This is a genomic window from Leifsonia sp. EB34 (assembly GCF_041260585.1).
Lineage (GTDB): Bacteria > Actinomycetota > Actinomycetes > Actinomycetales > Microbacteriaceae > Leifsonia.
The window spans coordinates 1,187,508-1,203,861 of sequence record NZ_JBGCCV010000002.1 but is presented as its reverse complement, the minus strand read 5'-3'; the positions used below and the strand labels follow the sequence as shown (position 1 = coordinate 1,203,861).

The following is a 16,354-nucleotide window of genomic DNA, read 5'->3' as shown; positions in this document are numbered from 1 at the left end:
CGCGCGAGCGACGGATCAGTGGAAAAGCGACGGCGGCGGCCCTCCTGTGGAGGACCGCCGCCGTACGTACCGAGAAGGGAGCGAGAAGTGCTCAGCCCCGCGTCGCGATGTTCACCAGTCGCGGCGCCCGCACGATCACGTTCACGATCTCGCGGTCACCGATCGAGCGCACCACGGCCTCCGACCCGCGGGCCAGCGCCTCCAGGTCGTCCGACGCGATCTTCGGCGAGACCTCCACGCGGTCGCGCACCTTGCCGTCGACCTGGAAGACGGCGGTCACCGACTCCTCGATCAGCAGCGTCGGGTCGGGCTTGCGCCACGGCACCAGCGCGACGGAGGGCTCGTAGCCGAGGATCGACCACATGTCCTCTGCGGTGTACGGCGCGAACAGGTTCAGGGCCATCGCCGTGACCTCGGCGGCCTCGCGCACCGCGGCGTCGGCCGGCCCCGCGGCTCCGTCGATCGCCTTGCGGGTCGCGTTGACCAGCTCCATCAGGCGCGCGACCACGACGTTGAACTTGAACGCCTCGATCAGCCCGGGCGCGTCGGCCAGGAAGCGGTGGGTGACGCGGCGCAGCGCCGGGTCGCCCGTCTTCCAGACCACATCGGGGGCGCTCGTGACGTCGTGCGCCACGCGCCAGGCGCGCGCCAGGAACTTCGCACTCCCCGACGGTGACACGTCCGCCCAGTCGATGTCGTCCTCCGGGGGACCTGCGAACGACATGGTCAGGCGCACCGCGTCGACGCCGTGCTCGTCGAGCTGCTCGGACAGCTTCACCAGGTTGCCGCGCGACTTGCTCATCGCGGAGCCGTCCATCAGGACCATGCCCTGGTTGAGCAGCGCCGTGAACGGCTCTGTGAAACTGACCGAGCCCAGGTCGAACAGCACCTTCGTGATGAACCGCGCGTACAGCAGGTGCAGGATGGCGTGGGTCACGCCGCCGACGTACTGGTCGACGGGCGCCCACTTCTCGGCCTCCTTCGGGTCGAACGCCTGGGTGGAGTCGTTCGGGTTCAGGAAGCGCAGGAAGTACCACGAGCTGTCCACGAAGGTGTCCATCGTGTCCGTGTCGCGCTTGGCGGGACCGCCGCAGTTCGGGCACGCCACGTTGACCCAGTCGGTCGCGCCGCCCAGCGGGCTGGAGCCCTTCGGCTGCAGGTCCAGTCCCTCCGCGGGGGGCAGCAGCACGGGCAGCTCGGACTCGGGCACGCGGACCTCGCCGCACTGCTCGCAGTGGATGATCGGGATGGGCGTGCCCCAGTACCGCTGGCGCGAGATCAGCCAGTCGCGCAGGCGGAAGTTCTTCGCCGGTGCGCCCAGGCCCGACGCCTGCAGGGCCTCGGTGACGCGGCGGATCGCGTTCGACTTGCTCAGCCCGTCGAACGGGCCCGAGTTGATCAGGCGACCCTCGCCGGTCAGCGCGACACCGGTCTCGGCCGGGCTCTCCAGCGGGGCGTCCTCCGGCAGGATCGGCTCGCCGGTCTCCGGGTCGGTGCGGATGATCGGGATGGCGCCGGTCACCGGCTGCGTCGTGTCCACGACGACGCGCACCGGCAGGTCGAAGGCGCGCGCGAAGTCCAGGTCGCGCTGGTCGTGCGCGGGCACGGCCATGATCGCGCCGTGGCCGTAGTCGCTCAGCACGTAGTCGGCCGCCCAGATCGGGATGCGCTCCCCGGTCAGCGGGTTGATCGCGTGCCGCTCCAGGAACACGCCGGTCTTCTCGCGGTCGGTGCTCAGGCGGTCCATCTCGGTGGTGCCGCGCACGGCCACCAGGTACTCGTCGAACCGCTCACGGACCTCGGGGCGCACGTCGGCGACCAGCTCGGCGGCCAGGTCGGAGTCCGGCGCGACGACCATGAAGGTCACGCCGTACAGGGTGTCCGGACGCGTGGTGTAGACCGTCACCGGCTCCTCGCGGCCCTCGATCGCGAACTTCACGTCGGCACCGGTGGAGCGGCCGATCCAGTTGCGTTGCATCGACAGCACCTTGGACGGCCAGGCGCCCTCCAGCTGGTTCAGGTCGTCCAGCAGACGGTCCGCGTAGTCGGTGATGCGGAAGTACCACTGGGTCAGCTTCTTCTTCGTGACCAGGTTGTCGCAGCGCTCGCAGCGGCCGTTCACGACCTGCTCGTTCGCCAGAACGGTCTGGTCGAAGGGGCACCAGTTGACCTGGGAGGCCTTGCGGTAGGCCAGGCCCTTCTCGTGCAGCTTCAGGAACAGCCACTGGTTCCAGCGGTAGTAGCCGGGGTCGCTGGTCTGCAGGACGCGGTCCCAGTCGAAGCTGGGCGCGTAGCGGCGCATCGACGCCTTCTGCTGCGCGATGTTGTCGTTCGTCCAGCCGGCCGGGTCGAGCCCCCGCTTGATCGCGGCGTTCTCGGCGGGCAGGCCGAAGGAGTCCCAGCCGATCGGGTGCAGGACGTTGAAGCCCTGCTGCCGCCAGTACCGGGCGATGACGTCGCCCAGCGCGTAGGCCTCCGCGTGACCCATGTGCAGGTCGCCGGACGGGTACGGGAACATGTCGAGCACGTACTTGCGCGGGCGCTTGTCGGCGGGGTCGGCCGTGGAGAACGGCTTCAGCTCGTCCCAGACCGGGAGCCAGGTGTTCTGGATCTCGGTGAAGTCGTAGTGCGCACCGGCCTCGCGGACCGGTACGGGTGCTGCATCGTGCTCGTGTGCCACTGGACTCTCTCTCGGATGTCGCCGCGGCCGGGAGGGGCGTCGCGACGAGAAGGCATCGGGCGCGCGGCCCGAGCTTCCAGGTTACTAAACGTTGGAGGGGTCCGGTCCGTTCCCGGGGGGGCGGAGGCCCGCTGCGCGGAAGAGGGCGGCAGCCTTGACGGCGACCTCCTCGAGCTCTTCGGCGGGGACCGAGAGAGCGGTGATCCCGCCGCCGGCGCCGATGGTGACGACGCCGTCGCGGAACCGGAGGCTTCGGATCACCATCGCCACGTCGGCCGAGCCGTCCGCGGCGAGGGAGCCGAAGCAGCCCGAGTAGACGCCGCGCGGGCCGGCCTCCAGCCCGGCGAGGATGCGCATCGCGGAGAGCTTGGGGGCGCCCGTCATCGAGCCGGCGGGGAACGCGGCGGCCAGGGCGTCCACCGCGGTCAGGCCCGGCAGCAGCCTCCCCTCGACCGTGCTGACGAGCTGGTGCACCTGCGCGTAGCTCTCGACCTCCAGCAGGTGCCGGACGCCGACGCTGCCGACCTCGCACACCCGCCCGAGGTCGTTGCGCATCAGGTCCACGATCATGACGTTCTCGGCCTGCTCCTTCTCGCTGGCCTCCAGCTCGGCGCGCAGGCGGAGGTCCTCCGCGACGGTCGCGCCGCGCGGACGGGTGCCCTTGATCGGCTTGGTGCGGACGAGGCCGCCGGCGGTGACGAGGAGGAACTGCTCGGGCGAGGAGCTCACCAGGGTCTCGCCGGCGATCCGCAGGAAACCGGCGTGGTGGGCGGGACTGTCGCGGCGCAGCCGGAGGTGGACGGCGAGCGGGTCGGCGGTGGTGGCGGCGGTCGCGGTGTTGGTGAGGCAGAGTTGGTAGGCGTCGCCGGCCCGGATGGCCTCCTGGCACGCGGCGATCATGGCGAGGTAGGCCCGGGCGGAGTGCCGCCAGGTGGGGGTGGCCTCAGGGACCGGATGTGCTGCCGCGTAGCGTGCGGCCGCTCCTTCCGCGCCACCGAGCACGTCCGCGGCTTCGCGCAGCCAGGCGCCCTCCGGTGTCGCGTCCACCAGGGTCGCCGTCCCGTCCGCGTGGTCGAACACCACGAGCCGGTCGACGTACAGGAAGACCGCGTCCAGCCCGGGACCCGCGGTGTACGGCACACCGAGCGCCGCTGCGCCGGCCTCGTAGCCGAGCCAGCCGATCCAGCCGAGCGGATAGCCGTGCGTGGCGATCGGCTCCGCGCGCACAGCGTCCAGGATGCTCGCGTCGAAGCTCAGCCCGTCGACCGTCACGGTCCCCTCGGCCACGGACGCCGTCGCGAGGCGCGCCCCCGTGCCGATGACGCTCCGGCCGGTCTCCGCGTCGGGGCCGCTGTCCAACCAGACCGCATCGCCGGTCGCGAACAGGGCCGCGAAGGCGTCGGCAGGGTCGACGGGGATGCGCAGGCGGTGTGTTCGTGGCGACGGGAGCACCGCACCAGTCTGCACCAGGCGGGGTCGACGGCGCGGCGGGCGTTAGCCTGAACGGATGGACACCTCGGCCACTCTCTACGACTGGGCCGCCGGCGCGCTCACCGCCCGCGACGACTGCGAGGTCGCGGAGACGGAGCTCCTGGCCGCGGACTCCTTCCTCGTGGCGGAGGGTCGCGTGCTGGCGCTCGGGCTGCACCGGGACCGCTTCGCCGAGACCGCGCGCGAGCAGGGGTTCCGCGACGCCGGCTCGCTGGCCGCATTCTGGGACGCGGGCGTGGCACTGCTACCCGGCGACGGACGCTGGTTCCCCCGCTTCGAGCTGGTGCGGGTGCGGGACGCCCTGCGACTCCGCTTCCGGCTCCGCGCGGCGCCGCCGCTCGGCTCCGACCTGGTGGTGGCGACGGCTGCGACCGACCCCCGGCGCGTGCCGCACCTGAAGGGCCCGGACATCGACCGTTTGAATGTGCTCCGGCAGCGCGCGCAGCAGGTGGGCGCTCAGGAGGCTGTGATCCTCGACGACGGACGGGTCTCCGACGGGACGACCACGGCGCTGCTGTGGTGGCGGGGCGAGACGCTGTTTGCGCCGCCGTTCTCGCTCGCGCGGGTGGACAGCGTCGCTGCGCGGACCGTGCGCGGGATCGCCGCCGCCCTGGGCGTCCCGGTCGAGGAGGAGGCGGTGCGGCCGTCCGAGCTCGACGGCGTGGCGCTGTGGGCGGTCAATGCTCTGCACGGGATCCGCGATGTGACGGTGTGGGTGGATGGGCCGGCGCTCGGCCACGACCCGGCACGTACGGCCGCATGGCGGTCGCGGTTCGGGGCGCTGGCGCGTCCTCTCCGCTGACGGGCGTACGCCGACCCTCGACACGAATCGTGCCGGTCACGGGACGAGCGTGCCGCCCTCCAGGTGGAGGCGGCGCGTCACGAGTGCGTCGGGGACGGGCGTGTGCGAGATCAGCAGCACCGTGCGGCCGTCGTCCGCGGCCGTCGTGAGGATGTCGCGCACGATCCGGTCCGCGACCGCCGCGTCGACGTTCGCCGTCGGCTCGTCGACGATCAGCACCGGGAAGTCGGCCAGCAGGGCGCGCGCCAGCGCGATCCGCTGCGCCTGGCCGCCGGAGACCAGCGCGCCGCGCTCGCCGACCGGGCTGCCGAGGCCGCCGCGCGAGCGCGTCCACTCCCCGAGGCCGACCCGCTCCAGGACGGCGAGCAGTTCCTCGTCGGTGGCGGAGTCGCGGGCGAACAGCAGGTTCTGCCGGAGGTCGGAGTCGAACAGGTACGGCTGCTGCTCCACCAGGCCCACCACGCGCCGCACGTCGTCCTGCCGCACGCCGCGCACCTCCACGCCGTCGATCTCGTACGTTCCGTCGAGGTCGAGGAACCGGGTCAGCACGTGGGCGAGCGCCGTCTTGCCGGCGCCGGTCGGGCCGGTCAGCACCACCCGCTCCCTCGCCCGCAGCACGAGGTCGAGGGAGTGGAGCACGGGGGCGGCCTCCCCGGGCCAGTGCGCCGTGCGGAGGTGCAGGGTCACGTCCGGCACCGAGGTCACGGTCAGCGCTGCGGCCGAGGGCGCGTCCACCGGCACGCCGTCCGGAACGGACGCGGGCACGGTGTCCGCGATCCGCTCGGCGCTCGCCCGCACCCGCCGCCACGCGCCGAACGCCAGCGGGAGGGTGCCGAACACTTCGAACACCGCCAGCGGGAGCAGCGCGACGACTGCGAGGGTCGGCGCGTCCAGGCGGCCCGACTCGAGCGCCGGGATGCCGGTCGCGAGCGCCAGCACGGTCGCGACGCCGGCGAGCAGCGACACGGCGCCCGCCGTCAGCCCCAGCCCGGCCGCGCGGGTGCGGACGGCGGCGGTGAGCCGCGCGCCGGCCTTCCGCACCCGTTCGCGCGCCTGCGGCAGCGCGTCGAACGCGATCAGGAGGTCCAGCCCGGTCACCAGCTCGTGCACGGCGGCGGCGAGGGCGGCGCGCAGCGGGGCGATCCGCCGCTCGGCCGAGCCGGCCGCCCAGCGGTTGACTAGGGTCCCAACGACGAAGGCCGCGGCCAGCGCGAGGAGGAGCGCGATCCCGGCGGCGGGCAGGAAGATGAACGCCGCGACCGCGCTCGCCACGACGACCACGCCGCCGGCCACCAGCGGCTGCACGACCCGGAGCGGGAAGTCGGGCAGTTCGTCCACGTCGTCCGCCAGCCGCGAGAGCAGCTCCCCTCCGCGGGCCTTCCCCTCGCGGCGGTCCCCGGCGCCCACACCGTCGGGCCCGAGCGGCACGAGGCGCGCGAACAGGTCGGCGCGGATGTCGCCGAGGCGGTGGAAGGCCGCGTCGTGTCCGGCGAGCCGTTCCAGGTACCGGAAGAACGCGCGGCCGAGCGCGAACGCACGCACGCCGACCACCGCCATCGAGATGTACATGAGCGCCGGCTGCTCCGAGGCGCGCGTGATCAGCCAGGCCGAGACGCCGAGGAGGGCGACGGCGCTTCCGCCGCTCAGCGCGCCGAGGGCCACGGCCGACCACAGCCGGCGCGCGGGCGGCAGGGCGAGCCGGAGGATGCGGCGGGTCTGGTCGCGCTCGACCCGGAGCGTGTCAGAGACGGACATCGGACAGCACCCCCGGCTCCAGAACATCGTCGGCGGCCGCGACGACCGCCGCGCGGTGGCTGACCACCAGCACCGCGGCGCCCTCGTCCGCGACCGCCCGGAGGGACGCCAGCAGCGCCCGCTCCGTCGCCGCGTCGAGGGCCGAGGTCGGCTCGTCCAGGACCAGCACCGGGCACGACCGCGCCCGCAGCCGGTAGAGCGCCCTGGCGACGGCGACGCGCTGCGCCTGACCGCCCGACAGCCCCGTGCCGCCGACCCCGACCGGGAGGTCCGGGTCGAGTTCCGGCGCGGCGGCCGCACGCAGCGACGCGACGACGAGCGCGCGGTCCGCCACCGCGTCGCCGAGCGCGACGTTCTCCGCGATCGTGCCCGCGCGCAGCGCCGGCTTCTGGCCGACCCAGGCGATGGCCTCCCGCCGGCCCGCGGCGTCGGCACGGCCTCCGGCGGCGATCGTCCCGCCGTGCGCCGCGAAGCCGAGTGTCGCCGCCACCAGGCTGGACTTCCCGGCCCCGCTCGGCGCGCTCAGCACCGCGAGCGCGCCCGGCCGCACTGCCGCCGAGAACGGCCCGACCACAGCGCGTCCGTCGTACGACACGGTGACCTCCGAGAACACCAGGCCGGTCTCCGAAGACCCTGCCGCGGGCTCCGGCATGACGTCCTGCGCCGCGTCCAGCACCTCGAACGCCTTCGACGCGGCTTCCATCCCCTCGGTCGCGGCGTGGTAGGCCGCGCCGACGTTCCGCAGCGGGAGGAACGCCTCCGGCGCCAGCAGCAGCACGAACAGCCCGACCGACAGGTCGAGCGAGCCGCCCAGCAGGCGCAGTCCGATCGCGACGGCGATCAGGGCGACCGAGAGGCTGGCCGCGAGCTCCAGCACGAACCCGGACAGGAACGACATCCGGAGCACCTTCATCGTGCGCACCCGGTACTCCTCGCTGACCTGCCGGATCCGGGCCTCCTGCCGGTGCTGCCGACCGAACAGCGTGAGGGTCGGGAGGCCGGCGACGACGTCGAGGAAGCCGCGCGAGAGGGTCGAGAGCGCCGCCCACTGCTTCTGCTGCGCCGCCTGCGTCGCCCAGCCGACGAGCACCATGAACACCGGGATGAGCGGGAGGGTGAGCACGAGGATGACGCCGCTGGTGAGGTCCTGCCAGCCGATCACCAGGACGAGCAGCGGCATCGCGACCGCGGTGCCGATGAGCTGCGGGAGGTATTTCGCGAAGTAGCCGTCGAGCGCGTCCATCCCCCGCCCGGCCACGAGGGTCAGATCGGCGCTGCTGCGCCCGGCGAGCCCCCGCGGTCCGAGGCGGCCGAAGGCGTCTACGAGCTGCTCGCGCAGCTGGGCGACGACCGTGGCCCCGCCGCGCGCGGACACCGACTCCGCCAGCCAGAGCAGCACGCCGCGCACGATCACCACGAGCACGAGCCCCGCGAAGAGCGCGCTCAGCTCGCCGAACGGCGCCCCCGCGATGGCGCGGACGACGAGCCGGGTGACGAGCCAGGCGAACGCCACCACCGCCGCGGTCTGCAGCACCGCGACGAGCGCGCCGGTCGCGAGCGTGACGCGGGTGGCGCCCGCGTAACGGAGGAGGCGGGGGTCGAGCGGGCGCACGTCAGGCGGCCACCGGTTCGGGATCGACGGGCTCGGCGGGCTCCCCCGGGATGCTCGCGCGCGTCACCCGCTTGCGGAACACCCAGTAGGTGAACGCCTGGTACGCCAGGATCAGCGGCAGGAAGATCACCGCGACCCACGTCATGATCGACAGGGTCGTGTCCGTGCTGGAGGCGTTGGCGATGGTCAGGCTGTTCTGCGGGTTCGGCGACGACGGCATCACATCGGGGAAGAGCGCCACGAACAACGAAACCACCGCCAGTGCGATCGTCAGCGCCATGAAACCGAACGACCAGCCCTCGGCTCCGCGCAGGTTCAGGATCCACGACAGCACGAGCGCGACCGCGGCCAGCACCGCGAGCACGAGCAGCGCCACCGAGAAGTGCGCGACCACGGTCCAGCTCAGGAAGGCCGCGGCGACCACGATCGCCAGCAGCCCCGACCGCGTGGCCAGCTTTCGCGCCCGCACCCGGATCTCCCCGTCCGTCTTGAGCGAGACGAAGACGACGCCGTGGGTGAAGAACAGCAGCAGCGTGGTCAGGCCGCCGAGCAGCGCATACCCGTTCAGGAGGTCGAACAGCGTCCCGGTGTAGTTGTGGCCGTGGTCGAGGGCCACGCCCTGCACGATGTTGGCGAACGCGACGCCCCAGAGGAACGCCGGCACCGCCGAGCCGACGATGATCATCCCGTCGAACCAGCGCTTCCACCGCGACTCGGGACGCTGGTGCCGGTACTCGAACGACACCCCGCGCGCGATCAGCGCGAGCAGGATGAGCAGCAGCGCCAGGTAGAAGCCGCTGAACAGCGTCGCGTACCACTCCGGGAAGGCGGCGAAGAGCGCGGCGCCGCCGACGATCAGCCAGGTCTCGTTGAGGTCCCAGACCGGGCCGATGGTGTTGATGAGCACGCGCCGGTCGGTCTCGTCCCTGCCGAGGAACGGCAGCGACATCCCGACGCCGAAGTCGAACCCGTCGAGCACGAAGTAGCCGATGAAGAAGAAGGCGATGATGCCGAACCAGAGGACTGCGAGATCCATGTCGATGCTCCTAGTAGACCGTGGCGACCGGGACGTGGTTGCCCGCGTCGTCGAGGTGCTCCTCGGCGGGGGTCGGCCCCTTCTGGGCCGCGCGCTTGATGAGCTTGAACTCGACCACGGCGAGCGTGCCGTAGATCGCGGTGAAGGCGAGCAGCGAGATCAGGACCTCCAGTCCCGTCGCGCCGGGCGAGACGCCGTCCTGCGTCTTCATCAGGCTGAACACGAGCCAGGGCTGCCGGCCCATCTCGGTGAAGATCCAGCCCACGATCATCGCGGCCAAGGACAGCGGGAACGCCCAGATCGCGACCTTCCACATCCACGCCCACGGCGGCGTCCGGCCCTTGCGGGTGAACCAGAGCCCCACGACGGCGACCAGGACGTGCAGGAGGCCGAGGCCGATCATCCAGCGGAACGCCCAGTAGGTGACCCAGATGATCGGGGTGTAGTCGCCCGGCCCGAAGAGCTGCTGGTAGTGGGCGTTGAGATCGTTGATGCCCTCGACCGTCCCGGTGAGCGTGTGCGTCGAGAGGAACGACAGCAGGTACGGGATGCGGATCGAGAACAGCTCGTGGACGCCGTCCGGCGTGCCGAGCGTGAAGATCGAGAACGACGCGTCCGCACCGGTCGAGGTCTTGTAGAGCGCCTCCGCCGCGGCCATCTTCATCGGCTGGGTCTGCACCATCGCGAGGCCGAGCTGGTCGCCGCTGAAGACGCTGCCGATGCCGGCGACCACCATCATCCAGAGCCCGAGCTTCAGCGCGGGGCGCATGGTCTCCAGGTTCCTGGTGCGCGAGAGGTGCCAGGCCGCCACCGAGATGATGAGGCCGGCCGAGACCATGAAGCAGCCGAAGATCGTGTGCGGGAACGCCGCCAGCGCGACCTTGTTCGTCAGCACCGCCCAGAGGTCGGTGAGCTCCGCCCGGCCGCGCGCGTGGTTGAGCGTGTAGCCGACCGGGTGCTGCATGAACGCGTTGGCCGCGAGGATGAAGTACGCCGACAGGATGGAGCCGATCGCGGTGATCCAGATGCAGGCGAGGTGGAGGCCGCGCGGCAGCTTGTCCCAGCCGAAGATCCACAGCCCGATGAAGGTGGCCTCCAGGAAGAACGCGAGCAGGCCCTCCAGTGCGAGCGGAGCGCCGAAGACGTCGCCGACGAACCGGGAGTAGTTCGACCAGTTCATGCCGAACTGGAACTCCTGCACGATGCCGGTGACGACGCCCATCGCGAAGTTGATCAGGAAGAGCTTGCCGAAGAAGTGGGTGAACTGCAGGTAGTGGACCTTGCCGCTGCGGTACCACGCGGTCTGGAAGATCGCGACGACCACGACGAGGCCGATGGTGAGCGGAACGAACAGGAAGTGGTAAATCGTCGTCAGCCCGAACTGCCAGCGCGCCAGCAGCAGCGGATCGAGGATCTCGTTCACGCAGCCCACCCTTCCGGTCAATGTTCTACAACGTGTAGAAGACTACTTCTACAGAGTGTAGAACATTCACAGCCTTCCCGCGCTACTCTGGAACCGTGGCCAATCTCGGAGAACTCGAACGCGCGGTGATGGACGCCCTCTGGTCGGGCGACTCCCCCATCACCGCCAACGAACTGCGCGACAAGCTAGCCGCCACCCGCGACGACGGCAAGACCCCGGCGCTCACCACCGTGCTGACGGTGCTCTCCCGTCTCGAGCAGAAGGGGTTCGTCGACCGCGACCGCGACGCCCGCCCGCACCTCTACTTCGCGTCCCTCACGCGCGCCAACCACGTCGCCGACCTGATGCGCGAAGTCCTGGAGACCTCCACCGACCGCACCGAGGCCCTCGCCTACTTCGTCGGCTCGGTCGACGAGTCCGAGGCGGCGATGCTCCGCCGGTTGCTCGACGCCCGTAACTGACTGGAATGACTGCGCTGACCGGGATGCCCGTCGACTCGACCGCGATCCTGCTCGGCCTCCTGGCGGTCGCCCTCGCCTGGCCGGTGCCGCTGCTGCTGGCGCGCGCGAAGTGGCCGCCCGCCGCGCCCGGGCTCGCGCTGGCGCTCTGGCAGTCGATCGCACTGGCCGGCGGCATCTCGATGATCGGCTCGCTGCTGCTCGCCGGGCTCCAGCCCTTCGGCTACGATCTCGCGAGCCGGATCTCGGGCGCGGCGTCGACGCTCTTCAGCGGTCCGCTCCCCGCGGGCGTCTCGCTGCTGCACACCTTCTTCCTCAGCGCGGCGGTGCTGCTGACGGCGCACCTGCTGCTGAACCTCGCGCTCACCTCCGTGCGCAGCCGCCGGCAGCGCCACCGGCACATGGAGCTGCTCCGGCTGCTCAGCTCGCCGCTCCCCGACGAGCCGGCCACCCGCATCATCGATCACCCGGCGCCCGCCGCCTACTGCCTCCCGGGCGCCCGCAGCGTCACCGTGCTGTCGGAGGGGATGATCGAACTCCTGACGCCCGAGCAGCTCGAGGCCGTGATCGCGCACGAGCGCGCCCACCTGCGCCAGAAGCACCACCTGCTGCTCGACGCGTTCCGCTCGTGGAAGCGGGCACTGCCGTGGTTCCCGATCGCGACGCGCGCGCAGGACGCCGTGGCCATCCTCGTGGAGATGCTGGCCGACGACACCGCCCGGCGGACGGCGGGCGACCCGGTGCTCGCCGACGCCATCCGCATCGTGGACGCGACCGGGTCGGCCGGGGCCGCCCTCGGCGCCCCGAAGGACCCGCGCACGCCCGAGCAGCGCCGGTCCGCGCTGGTGGCGCGCGAGGAGCGCCTCACCTCCGGCCACCGCACGGTCGGCCCTGGCGTGCGGCTGCTGGTGGTGGTCGCCGCCGCACTGCTGGTGGTGGTGCCGCCGGTGCTCGTGCTGACGAGCTGACCGCCTGACGAGCTGACCGCCTGACGCCCGCTAGCCTGGAATCATGCCGGAGAAGCGGGGATACGCCAAGGGAATCGCCAAACGCGAGGAGATCCTCGACCGTGCCTTGGAGGTGTTCGCCGACAAGGGCTACCGCAAGGCGTCGCTGCGCGAGATCGCCGACTCCGTCGGGCTCAGCCAGGCCGGCCTCCTGCACCACTTCTCCTCGAAGGAGGAGCTGTTCGCCGAGGTGCTGCGCAAGCGCGACGAGGTGGACTCCGCGGGCGGCGAGTTCGGCGCGGACTGGTCGGGGGCGTTCGACGGCCTGGTCGGGATCGTGCGGCACAACGCGCAGGTGCCGGGCCTCGTCCAGCTCTACGCGACCATCTCGGCGGAGGCGGCCGACCCCGACCATCCCGGCCACGACTACTTCGTTTCGCGCTACCGGCTGATCGTCGAGGGTCTGGCGGGCTACCTCCGCTCCGAGCAGGAGGCCGGGCGGGTGCGCGACGGCGTCGACCCGCGCATGCTCGCGCGCCTGGCCGTGGCCGTCGCCGACGGCATGCAGGTGCAGTGGATGCTCGACCCGTCCGCCGACATGGGCGACGCGATCGAGTCGTTCTGGTCGCTGATCCGCACGGAGTAGCGCGCGGGAACGCGAACGGCGGCCCGGTCGCCCGAGCCGCCGCACGCGGAGCCGTGAGGAGGTCACCCTCCTTTCGGCGACGTCACCCCTTGATCGGGTGCTCCTGCAGCCACTTCTTCGCCACGGCGTCCGGCTGGGTCTTGCTGGCGCCCTGGTTCTCGCTGTTCATCGTGATCAGGTCGTCCGTGGTCAGCTCGGCCGAGACCTTGTTGAGCACCGACTTGACCTTGTCGGAGGCCTTCTTGGAGTTGATCAGCGGCACGATGTTCTGTGCGGCGATCAGGTTCTTCGGGTCCTTCAGCACGACGAAGCCGTTGTCCTTGATGGCCGGCGTGGTCGTGTAGATGTCAGCGAGCTGCACGCTGCCGTTCTTCAGGGCCGCGACGGTCAGCGGGCCGCCCGAGTCGCTGATCGGGGTGAGCGTCGCCGTCACGCCGTAGGTCGACTTGAGGCCCGGGATGCCATAGGGCCGGGTGGCGAACTCGGGGTTCGCGCCCACGGTGAGCGGCACGGTGACCTTCTTGAGGTCCTCCAGGCTGGTGACCTTGTACTTGTCGGAGAACTCCTTGGTGACGTTGTAGGCGTCGGCGTCCTGCGCCTTGGCCTGGTCGAGCACCTCGAAGCCCTTCGGCAGCGCGTCGTTCAGCGCGGCGTAGACGTCCGCGCTCGAGGAGGCCGTGCTGTTCTTGTTGTAGAACTGCAGCAGGTTGCCGGAGTACTCGGGGACCAGGTCGATCGAGCCGTCCTGCAGCGCCTTCAGGTAGACGTCGCGCTGGCCGATGCTCGGCTTGTAGCTGACCTTGACGCCGTTCGCGGCCAGGGCCTGGCCGTAGATCTGCATCAGGATCTCGTTCTCGCCGAACGCGGCGGACCCGACGGTGACGGTGTCGCCCGACGAGGAGCCGCCGCCGCTGCTGCTGGTATTGAATGCGCCGCCGCCGCCGGACGAGCACGCGCTGAGGGCGATGAGCGCCCCCGCCGCGAGCACGCCGGCTGCGATGCGCCCCTTCTTGGATCCGAACATGATTTTCTCTCTTCTGTGTGCGATGGGTCTCTGTGCGATGGGTAGGTGTGAAACGGGAAGCCCCATACGGGGAGGATCAGGGAGCGGACTGCCGCTCGGCTGTGGCGACGCCGATCGCGCGCCGCGGCTCTCCGGCGGTGTCGGCGCGGACGCGGCCGGCGGTGACGCCGCGCGGCACGACGAGCTTCTGGGTCAGCGCGAACAGGCCGTCGACGACCAGGGCGAGCACAACCACGATGATCGAGCCGCCGAGCATCTCCGGGTAGTTCTGCACCGACAGCCCGTCGAACAGGTACCGCCCGAGGCCGCCGACCGGCAGGATGGCGGCGACCGTCCAGGTCGCGATCACCTGGAGCGCGCCGGAGCGGATGCCGCCGATCACGAGGGGCAGCGACAGCGGCAGCTCCACCTTCGCGAAGATCTGCCACTCGGTCATGCCGACGGCACGTGCGGCGTCGATCGTGCTGCGGTTCACCGACTCCAGCCCGGAGTACGCGCCCGCAAGCAGCGGCGGGATGGCGAGGATGGTCAGCGCGATCAGCGGGGGCAGGATCGTGATGTTCGCCATGATGAGGGCCAGGTAGACCACCAGGCCGAGCGTCGGCAGGGCGCGCAGCGCGCCGGAGACGCCGATCGCGAGGCCGCGGAAGCGCCCGGTGTGCCCGATCGCGAAGCCGATCGGCAATGCGATCACGCCGGCGAGCAGCAGCGTCAGCAGCGTGTACAGGAGGTGCTCCCCCGTGCGCGCCGGGATGCCGCCGGGGCCCGCCCAGTTCACCGGGTCGAAGAGCCAGCCGAAGGCCGCCACGAAATCGGTCATGCGCCGGTCACCGCCTTCATCGCAGCGGAGCGGCGCAGCCGGCCCATGCGCTTGTCGAGTCGCGCCCAGGGCAGCAGCAGCCGGCCGAGCAGCACCAGCACGAGGTCGAAGACGAGCGCGACGACCATGATCATGATGATTCCGACCGCGACCTCCTCCGGGTAGTACCGGTTGAGCCCGTCCGTGAAGAGCTGGCCGAGGTTCGGCACGCCGAGCAGGGCTCCGACGCTCACCAGGCTCACGGTCGAGACCGAGACGACGCGGAGGCCGGCCAGCAGGACGGGACCCGCGAGCGGCAGCTCGACCGTCCAGAACCGCCGCCACCCCGAGAACCCGACGGCCGTGGCCGACTGGATGACGTCACCAGGGACGGACGCGAGCGCGTCGGCGGTCGTGCGCACCATCAGTGCGACGGCGTAGATGCTCAGTGCGACCACCACGTTCGCCGGGTCGAGGATCTTGGTTCCGATCAGCGCGGGCATCGCGAAGAAGAGCGGCAGCGAGGGGATCGCGTACAGGATGCCGCCGAGCGTGAGCAGCACCGGACGGCTGATCCGGGAGCGATTCGCGAGCCAGCCGATCGGGAGCGACAGCAGGAAGCCGACGACGATCGGGATGGCGCTCAACCACACGTGGGAGACCGTGAGATTCCAGACCTGGCCGAGGTTCGACCACAAGAAGCTCACGTCGGTTCCTCACCCTGCGCCGTAGCACCCGCGACCGAGACGGTCGCGGCCTTTGCTTCAACGGAAGCGGAGTCGTCCGCGCTGAGCACACCGGCGGTGCGCCCTTCGCTGTCGACCAGCACAGAGCCGGTCGGCGTGCGCTCGATGTGGAGGGCGCGCTTGCCCCGGTCGGCGCCGACGAACGACGCGACGAAGTCGTCGGCGGGACGGGCGAGGATCTCGGCGGGGGTGCCCTTCTGCGCGACGATCCCGCCCTTGCGGAAGATCACCACCTGGTCCCCCAGCCGGAACGCCTCGTCGATGTCGTGCGTGACGAACAGCACGGTCTTGCCGAGTTCCCGCTGCAGGCGCAGCAGCTCGTTCTGGAGGTCGTCGCGCACGATCGGGTCCACGGCGCCGAACGGCTCGTCCATCAGCAGGATGTTGGGGTCGACCGCGAGACCGCGCGCCACGCCGACACGCTGCTGCTGGCCGCCGGAGAGCTGACTCGGGTATTTGTCGGCGAGCGAGCGCTCCAGCCCGACCGTGTCCATGAGCTCCAGTGCGCGCTCGTGTGCGTCCTTGCGCTTGACGCCCGTGAGCAGCGGTACCGTCGCGATGTTGTCGACCACCTTGCGGTGCGGCAGCAGTCCCGAGTTCTGCATGACGTAGCCGATGCGCCGGCGCAGGTGCACCGGCTTGAGGCTCTGGACGTCCTCGCCGTCGATCGAGACGGTGCCGCTGGTCGGGTCGACCATGCGGTTGACCATGCGCAGGATCGTGGTCTTGCCGCTGCCGGACGAGCCGACGAGCACGGTGATCTGGCGGGACGGGACCACCAGCGAGAAGTCGTCGACAGCGACCGTCCCGTCCGGGAACCGTTTCGTCACCGAGCTGAACTCGATCATCGATCCTCAGCTCTCAGTCGGCGGAACGGGGTGGTCTCTGAATTCGGGGCCATCCATCCCACCCAAACAGGCTTCCGAACAATTCGC

At 71.2% G+C, this 16,354-nt stretch carries 14 protein-coding genes; 4 read left to right on the top strand and 10 right to left on the bottom strand.

The window, feature by feature from the left end; all coding sequences use genetic code 11:
* Positions 1–91: 91 nt before the first annotated feature.
* A complete protein-coding gene (leuS, locus tag ABIA36_RS15175) occupies positions 92–2,680 on the bottom strand; it encodes a leucine--tRNA ligase (RefSeq protein ID WP_369963353.1) in 2,589 nt (862 codons plus the stop codon).
* Between the two features lie 84 nt (positions 2,681–2,764).
* A complete protein-coding gene (locus ABIA36_RS15170) occupies positions 2,765–4,132 on the bottom strand; it encodes an anthranilate synthase component I family protein (protein WP_369963352.1) in 1,368 nt (455 codons plus the stop codon).
* Between the two features lie 55 nt (positions 4,133–4,187).
* Between ABIA36_RS15170 and ABIA36_RS15165 the strand changes: the two genes are divergently transcribed.
* Positions 4,188–4,973: an aminotransferase class IV gene (locus ABIA36_RS15165; RefSeq protein WP_369963351.1), complete on the top strand. Its 786-nt coding sequence runs from the start codon at positions 4,188–4,190 to the stop codon at positions 4,971–4,973.
* Positions 4,974–5,009: 36 nt separating this feature from the next.
* Here ABIA36_RS15165 and cydC read toward each other — a convergent pair whose 3' ends face one another.
* Genes cydC through ABIA36_RS15145 form a run of 4 tightly spaced genes read right to left on the bottom strand, consistent with a single transcriptional unit; the run spans position 5,010 to position 10,799 of the window.
* The gene (cydC, locus tag ABIA36_RS15160) at positions 5,010–6,728 is read right to left on the bottom strand and encodes a thiol reductant ABC exporter subunit CydC (protein WP_369963349.1); all 1,719 of its coding nucleotides are present in this window, start codon (positions 6,726–6,728) and stop codon (positions 5,010–5,012) included.
* Positions 6,715–8,340, bottom strand: coding sequence for a thiol reductant ABC exporter subunit CydD (cydD, locus tag ABIA36_RS15155; RefSeq protein ID WP_369963348.1), 1,626 nt, complete (start codon positions 8,338–8,340; stop codon positions 6,715–6,717). Before cydD ends, cydC begins: the two co-directional genes overlap by 14 nt.
* Before the next feature lies 1 nt (position 8,341).
* Positions 8,342–9,376 carry a cytochrome d ubiquinol oxidase subunit II gene (gene cydB / locus ABIA36_RS15150; RefSeq protein WP_369963347.1) on the bottom strand — a complete coding sequence of 345 codons (1,035 nt, stop codon included), beginning with the start codon at positions 9,374–9,376 and terminating at the stop codon, positions 8,342–8,344.
* Between the two features lie 10 nt (positions 9,377–9,386).
* Positions 9,387–10,799, bottom strand: coding sequence for a cytochrome ubiquinol oxidase subunit I (locus ABIA36_RS15145; protein WP_369963346.1), 1,413 nt, complete (start codon positions 10,797–10,799; stop codon positions 9,387–9,389).
* A gap of 95 nt (positions 10,800–10,894) precedes the next feature.
* Here ABIA36_RS15145 and ABIA36_RS15140 point away from each other — a divergent pair, with 95 nt between their 5' ends.
* Genes ABIA36_RS15140 through ABIA36_RS15130 form a run of 3 tightly spaced genes read left to right on the top strand, consistent with a single transcriptional unit; the run spans position 10,895 to position 12,850 of the window.
* The gene (locus ABIA36_RS15140; protein ID WP_369963345.1) at positions 10,895–11,260 is read left to right on the top strand and encodes a BlaI/MecI/CopY family transcriptional regulator; all 366 of its coding nucleotides are present in this window, start codon (positions 10,895–10,897) and stop codon (positions 11,258–11,260) included.
* A 5-nt stretch (positions 11,261–11,265) separates the two neighbouring features.
* Positions 11,266–12,225, top strand: a complete 960-nt coding sequence (locus ABIA36_RS15135; protein ID WP_369963344.1) for a M56 family metallopeptidase — start codon at positions 11,266–11,268, stop codon at positions 12,223–12,225.
* 43 nt (positions 12,226–12,268) lie between these two features.
* A complete protein-coding gene (locus ABIA36_RS15130) occupies positions 12,269–12,850 on the top strand; it encodes a TetR/AcrR family transcriptional regulator (protein WP_369963343.1) in 582 nt (193 codons plus the stop codon).
* An 82-nt stretch (positions 12,851–12,932) separates the two neighbouring features.
* Here the strand turns inward: ABIA36_RS15130 and ABIA36_RS15125 are convergent, their stop codons facing one another.
* The 4 genes from ABIA36_RS15125 to ABIA36_RS15110 all read right to left on the bottom strand — a co-directional run bounded on the left by ABIA36_RS15125 (position 12,933) and on the right by ABIA36_RS15110 (position 16,267).
* Positions 12,933–13,874, bottom strand: coding sequence for an ABC transporter substrate-binding protein (locus ABIA36_RS15125; protein WP_369963342.1), 942 nt, complete (start codon positions 13,872–13,874; stop codon positions 12,933–12,935).
* A gap of 76 nt (positions 13,875–13,950) precedes the next feature.
* Positions 13,951–14,694, bottom strand: coding sequence for an ABC transporter permease (locus ABIA36_RS15120; RefSeq protein WP_369963341.1), 744 nt, complete (start codon positions 14,692–14,694; stop codon positions 13,951–13,953).
* Positions 14,691–15,380, bottom strand: a complete 690-nt coding sequence (locus ABIA36_RS15115) for an ABC transporter permease (protein WP_369963340.1) — start codon at positions 15,378–15,380, stop codon at positions 14,691–14,693. Before ABIA36_RS15115 ends, ABIA36_RS15120 begins: the two co-directional genes overlap by 4 nt.
* Positions 15,377–16,267, bottom strand: coding sequence for an ABC transporter ATP-binding protein (locus ABIA36_RS15110; RefSeq protein ID WP_369963339.1), 891 nt, complete (start codon positions 16,265–16,267; stop codon positions 15,377–15,379). Before ABIA36_RS15110 ends, ABIA36_RS15115 begins: the two co-directional genes overlap by 4 nt.
* Positions 16,268–16,354: the final 87 nt, after the last annotated feature.

Excerpts from the sequence above, each read along its gene's own strand:
- ABIA36_RS15165 (WP_369963351.1), top strand. The coding sequence starts at position 4,188 with ATGGACACCTCGGCCACTCTCTACGACTGGGCCGCCGGCGCGCTCACC.
- cydC (WP_369963349.1), bottom strand. The coding sequence starts at position 6,728 with ATGTCCGTCTCTGACACGCTCCGGGTCGAGCGCGACCAGACCCGCCGC.
- cydB (WP_369963347.1), bottom strand. The coding sequence starts at position 9,376 with ATGGATCTCGCAGTCCTCTGGTTCGGCATCATCGCCTTCTTCTTCATC.
- ABIA36_RS15135 (WP_369963344.1), top strand. The coding sequence starts at position 11,266 with ATGACTGCGCTGACCGGGATGCCCGTCGACTCGACCGCGATCCTGCTC.
- ABIA36_RS15130 (WP_369963343.1), top strand. The coding sequence starts at position 12,269 with ATGCCGGAGAAGCGGGGATACGCCAAGGGAATCGCCAAACGCGAGGAG.
- ABIA36_RS15125 (WP_369963342.1), bottom strand. The coding sequence starts at position 13,874 with ATGTTCGGATCCAAGAAGGGGCGCATCGCAGCCGGCGTGCTCGCGGCG.
- ABIA36_RS15120 (WP_369963341.1), bottom strand. The coding sequence starts at position 14,694 with ATGACCGATTTCGTGGCGGCCTTCGGCTGGCTCTTCGACCCGGTGAAC.
- ABIA36_RS15110 (WP_369963339.1), bottom strand. The coding sequence starts at position 16,267 with ATGATCGAGTTCAGCTCGGTGACGAAACGGTTCCCGGACGGGACGGTC.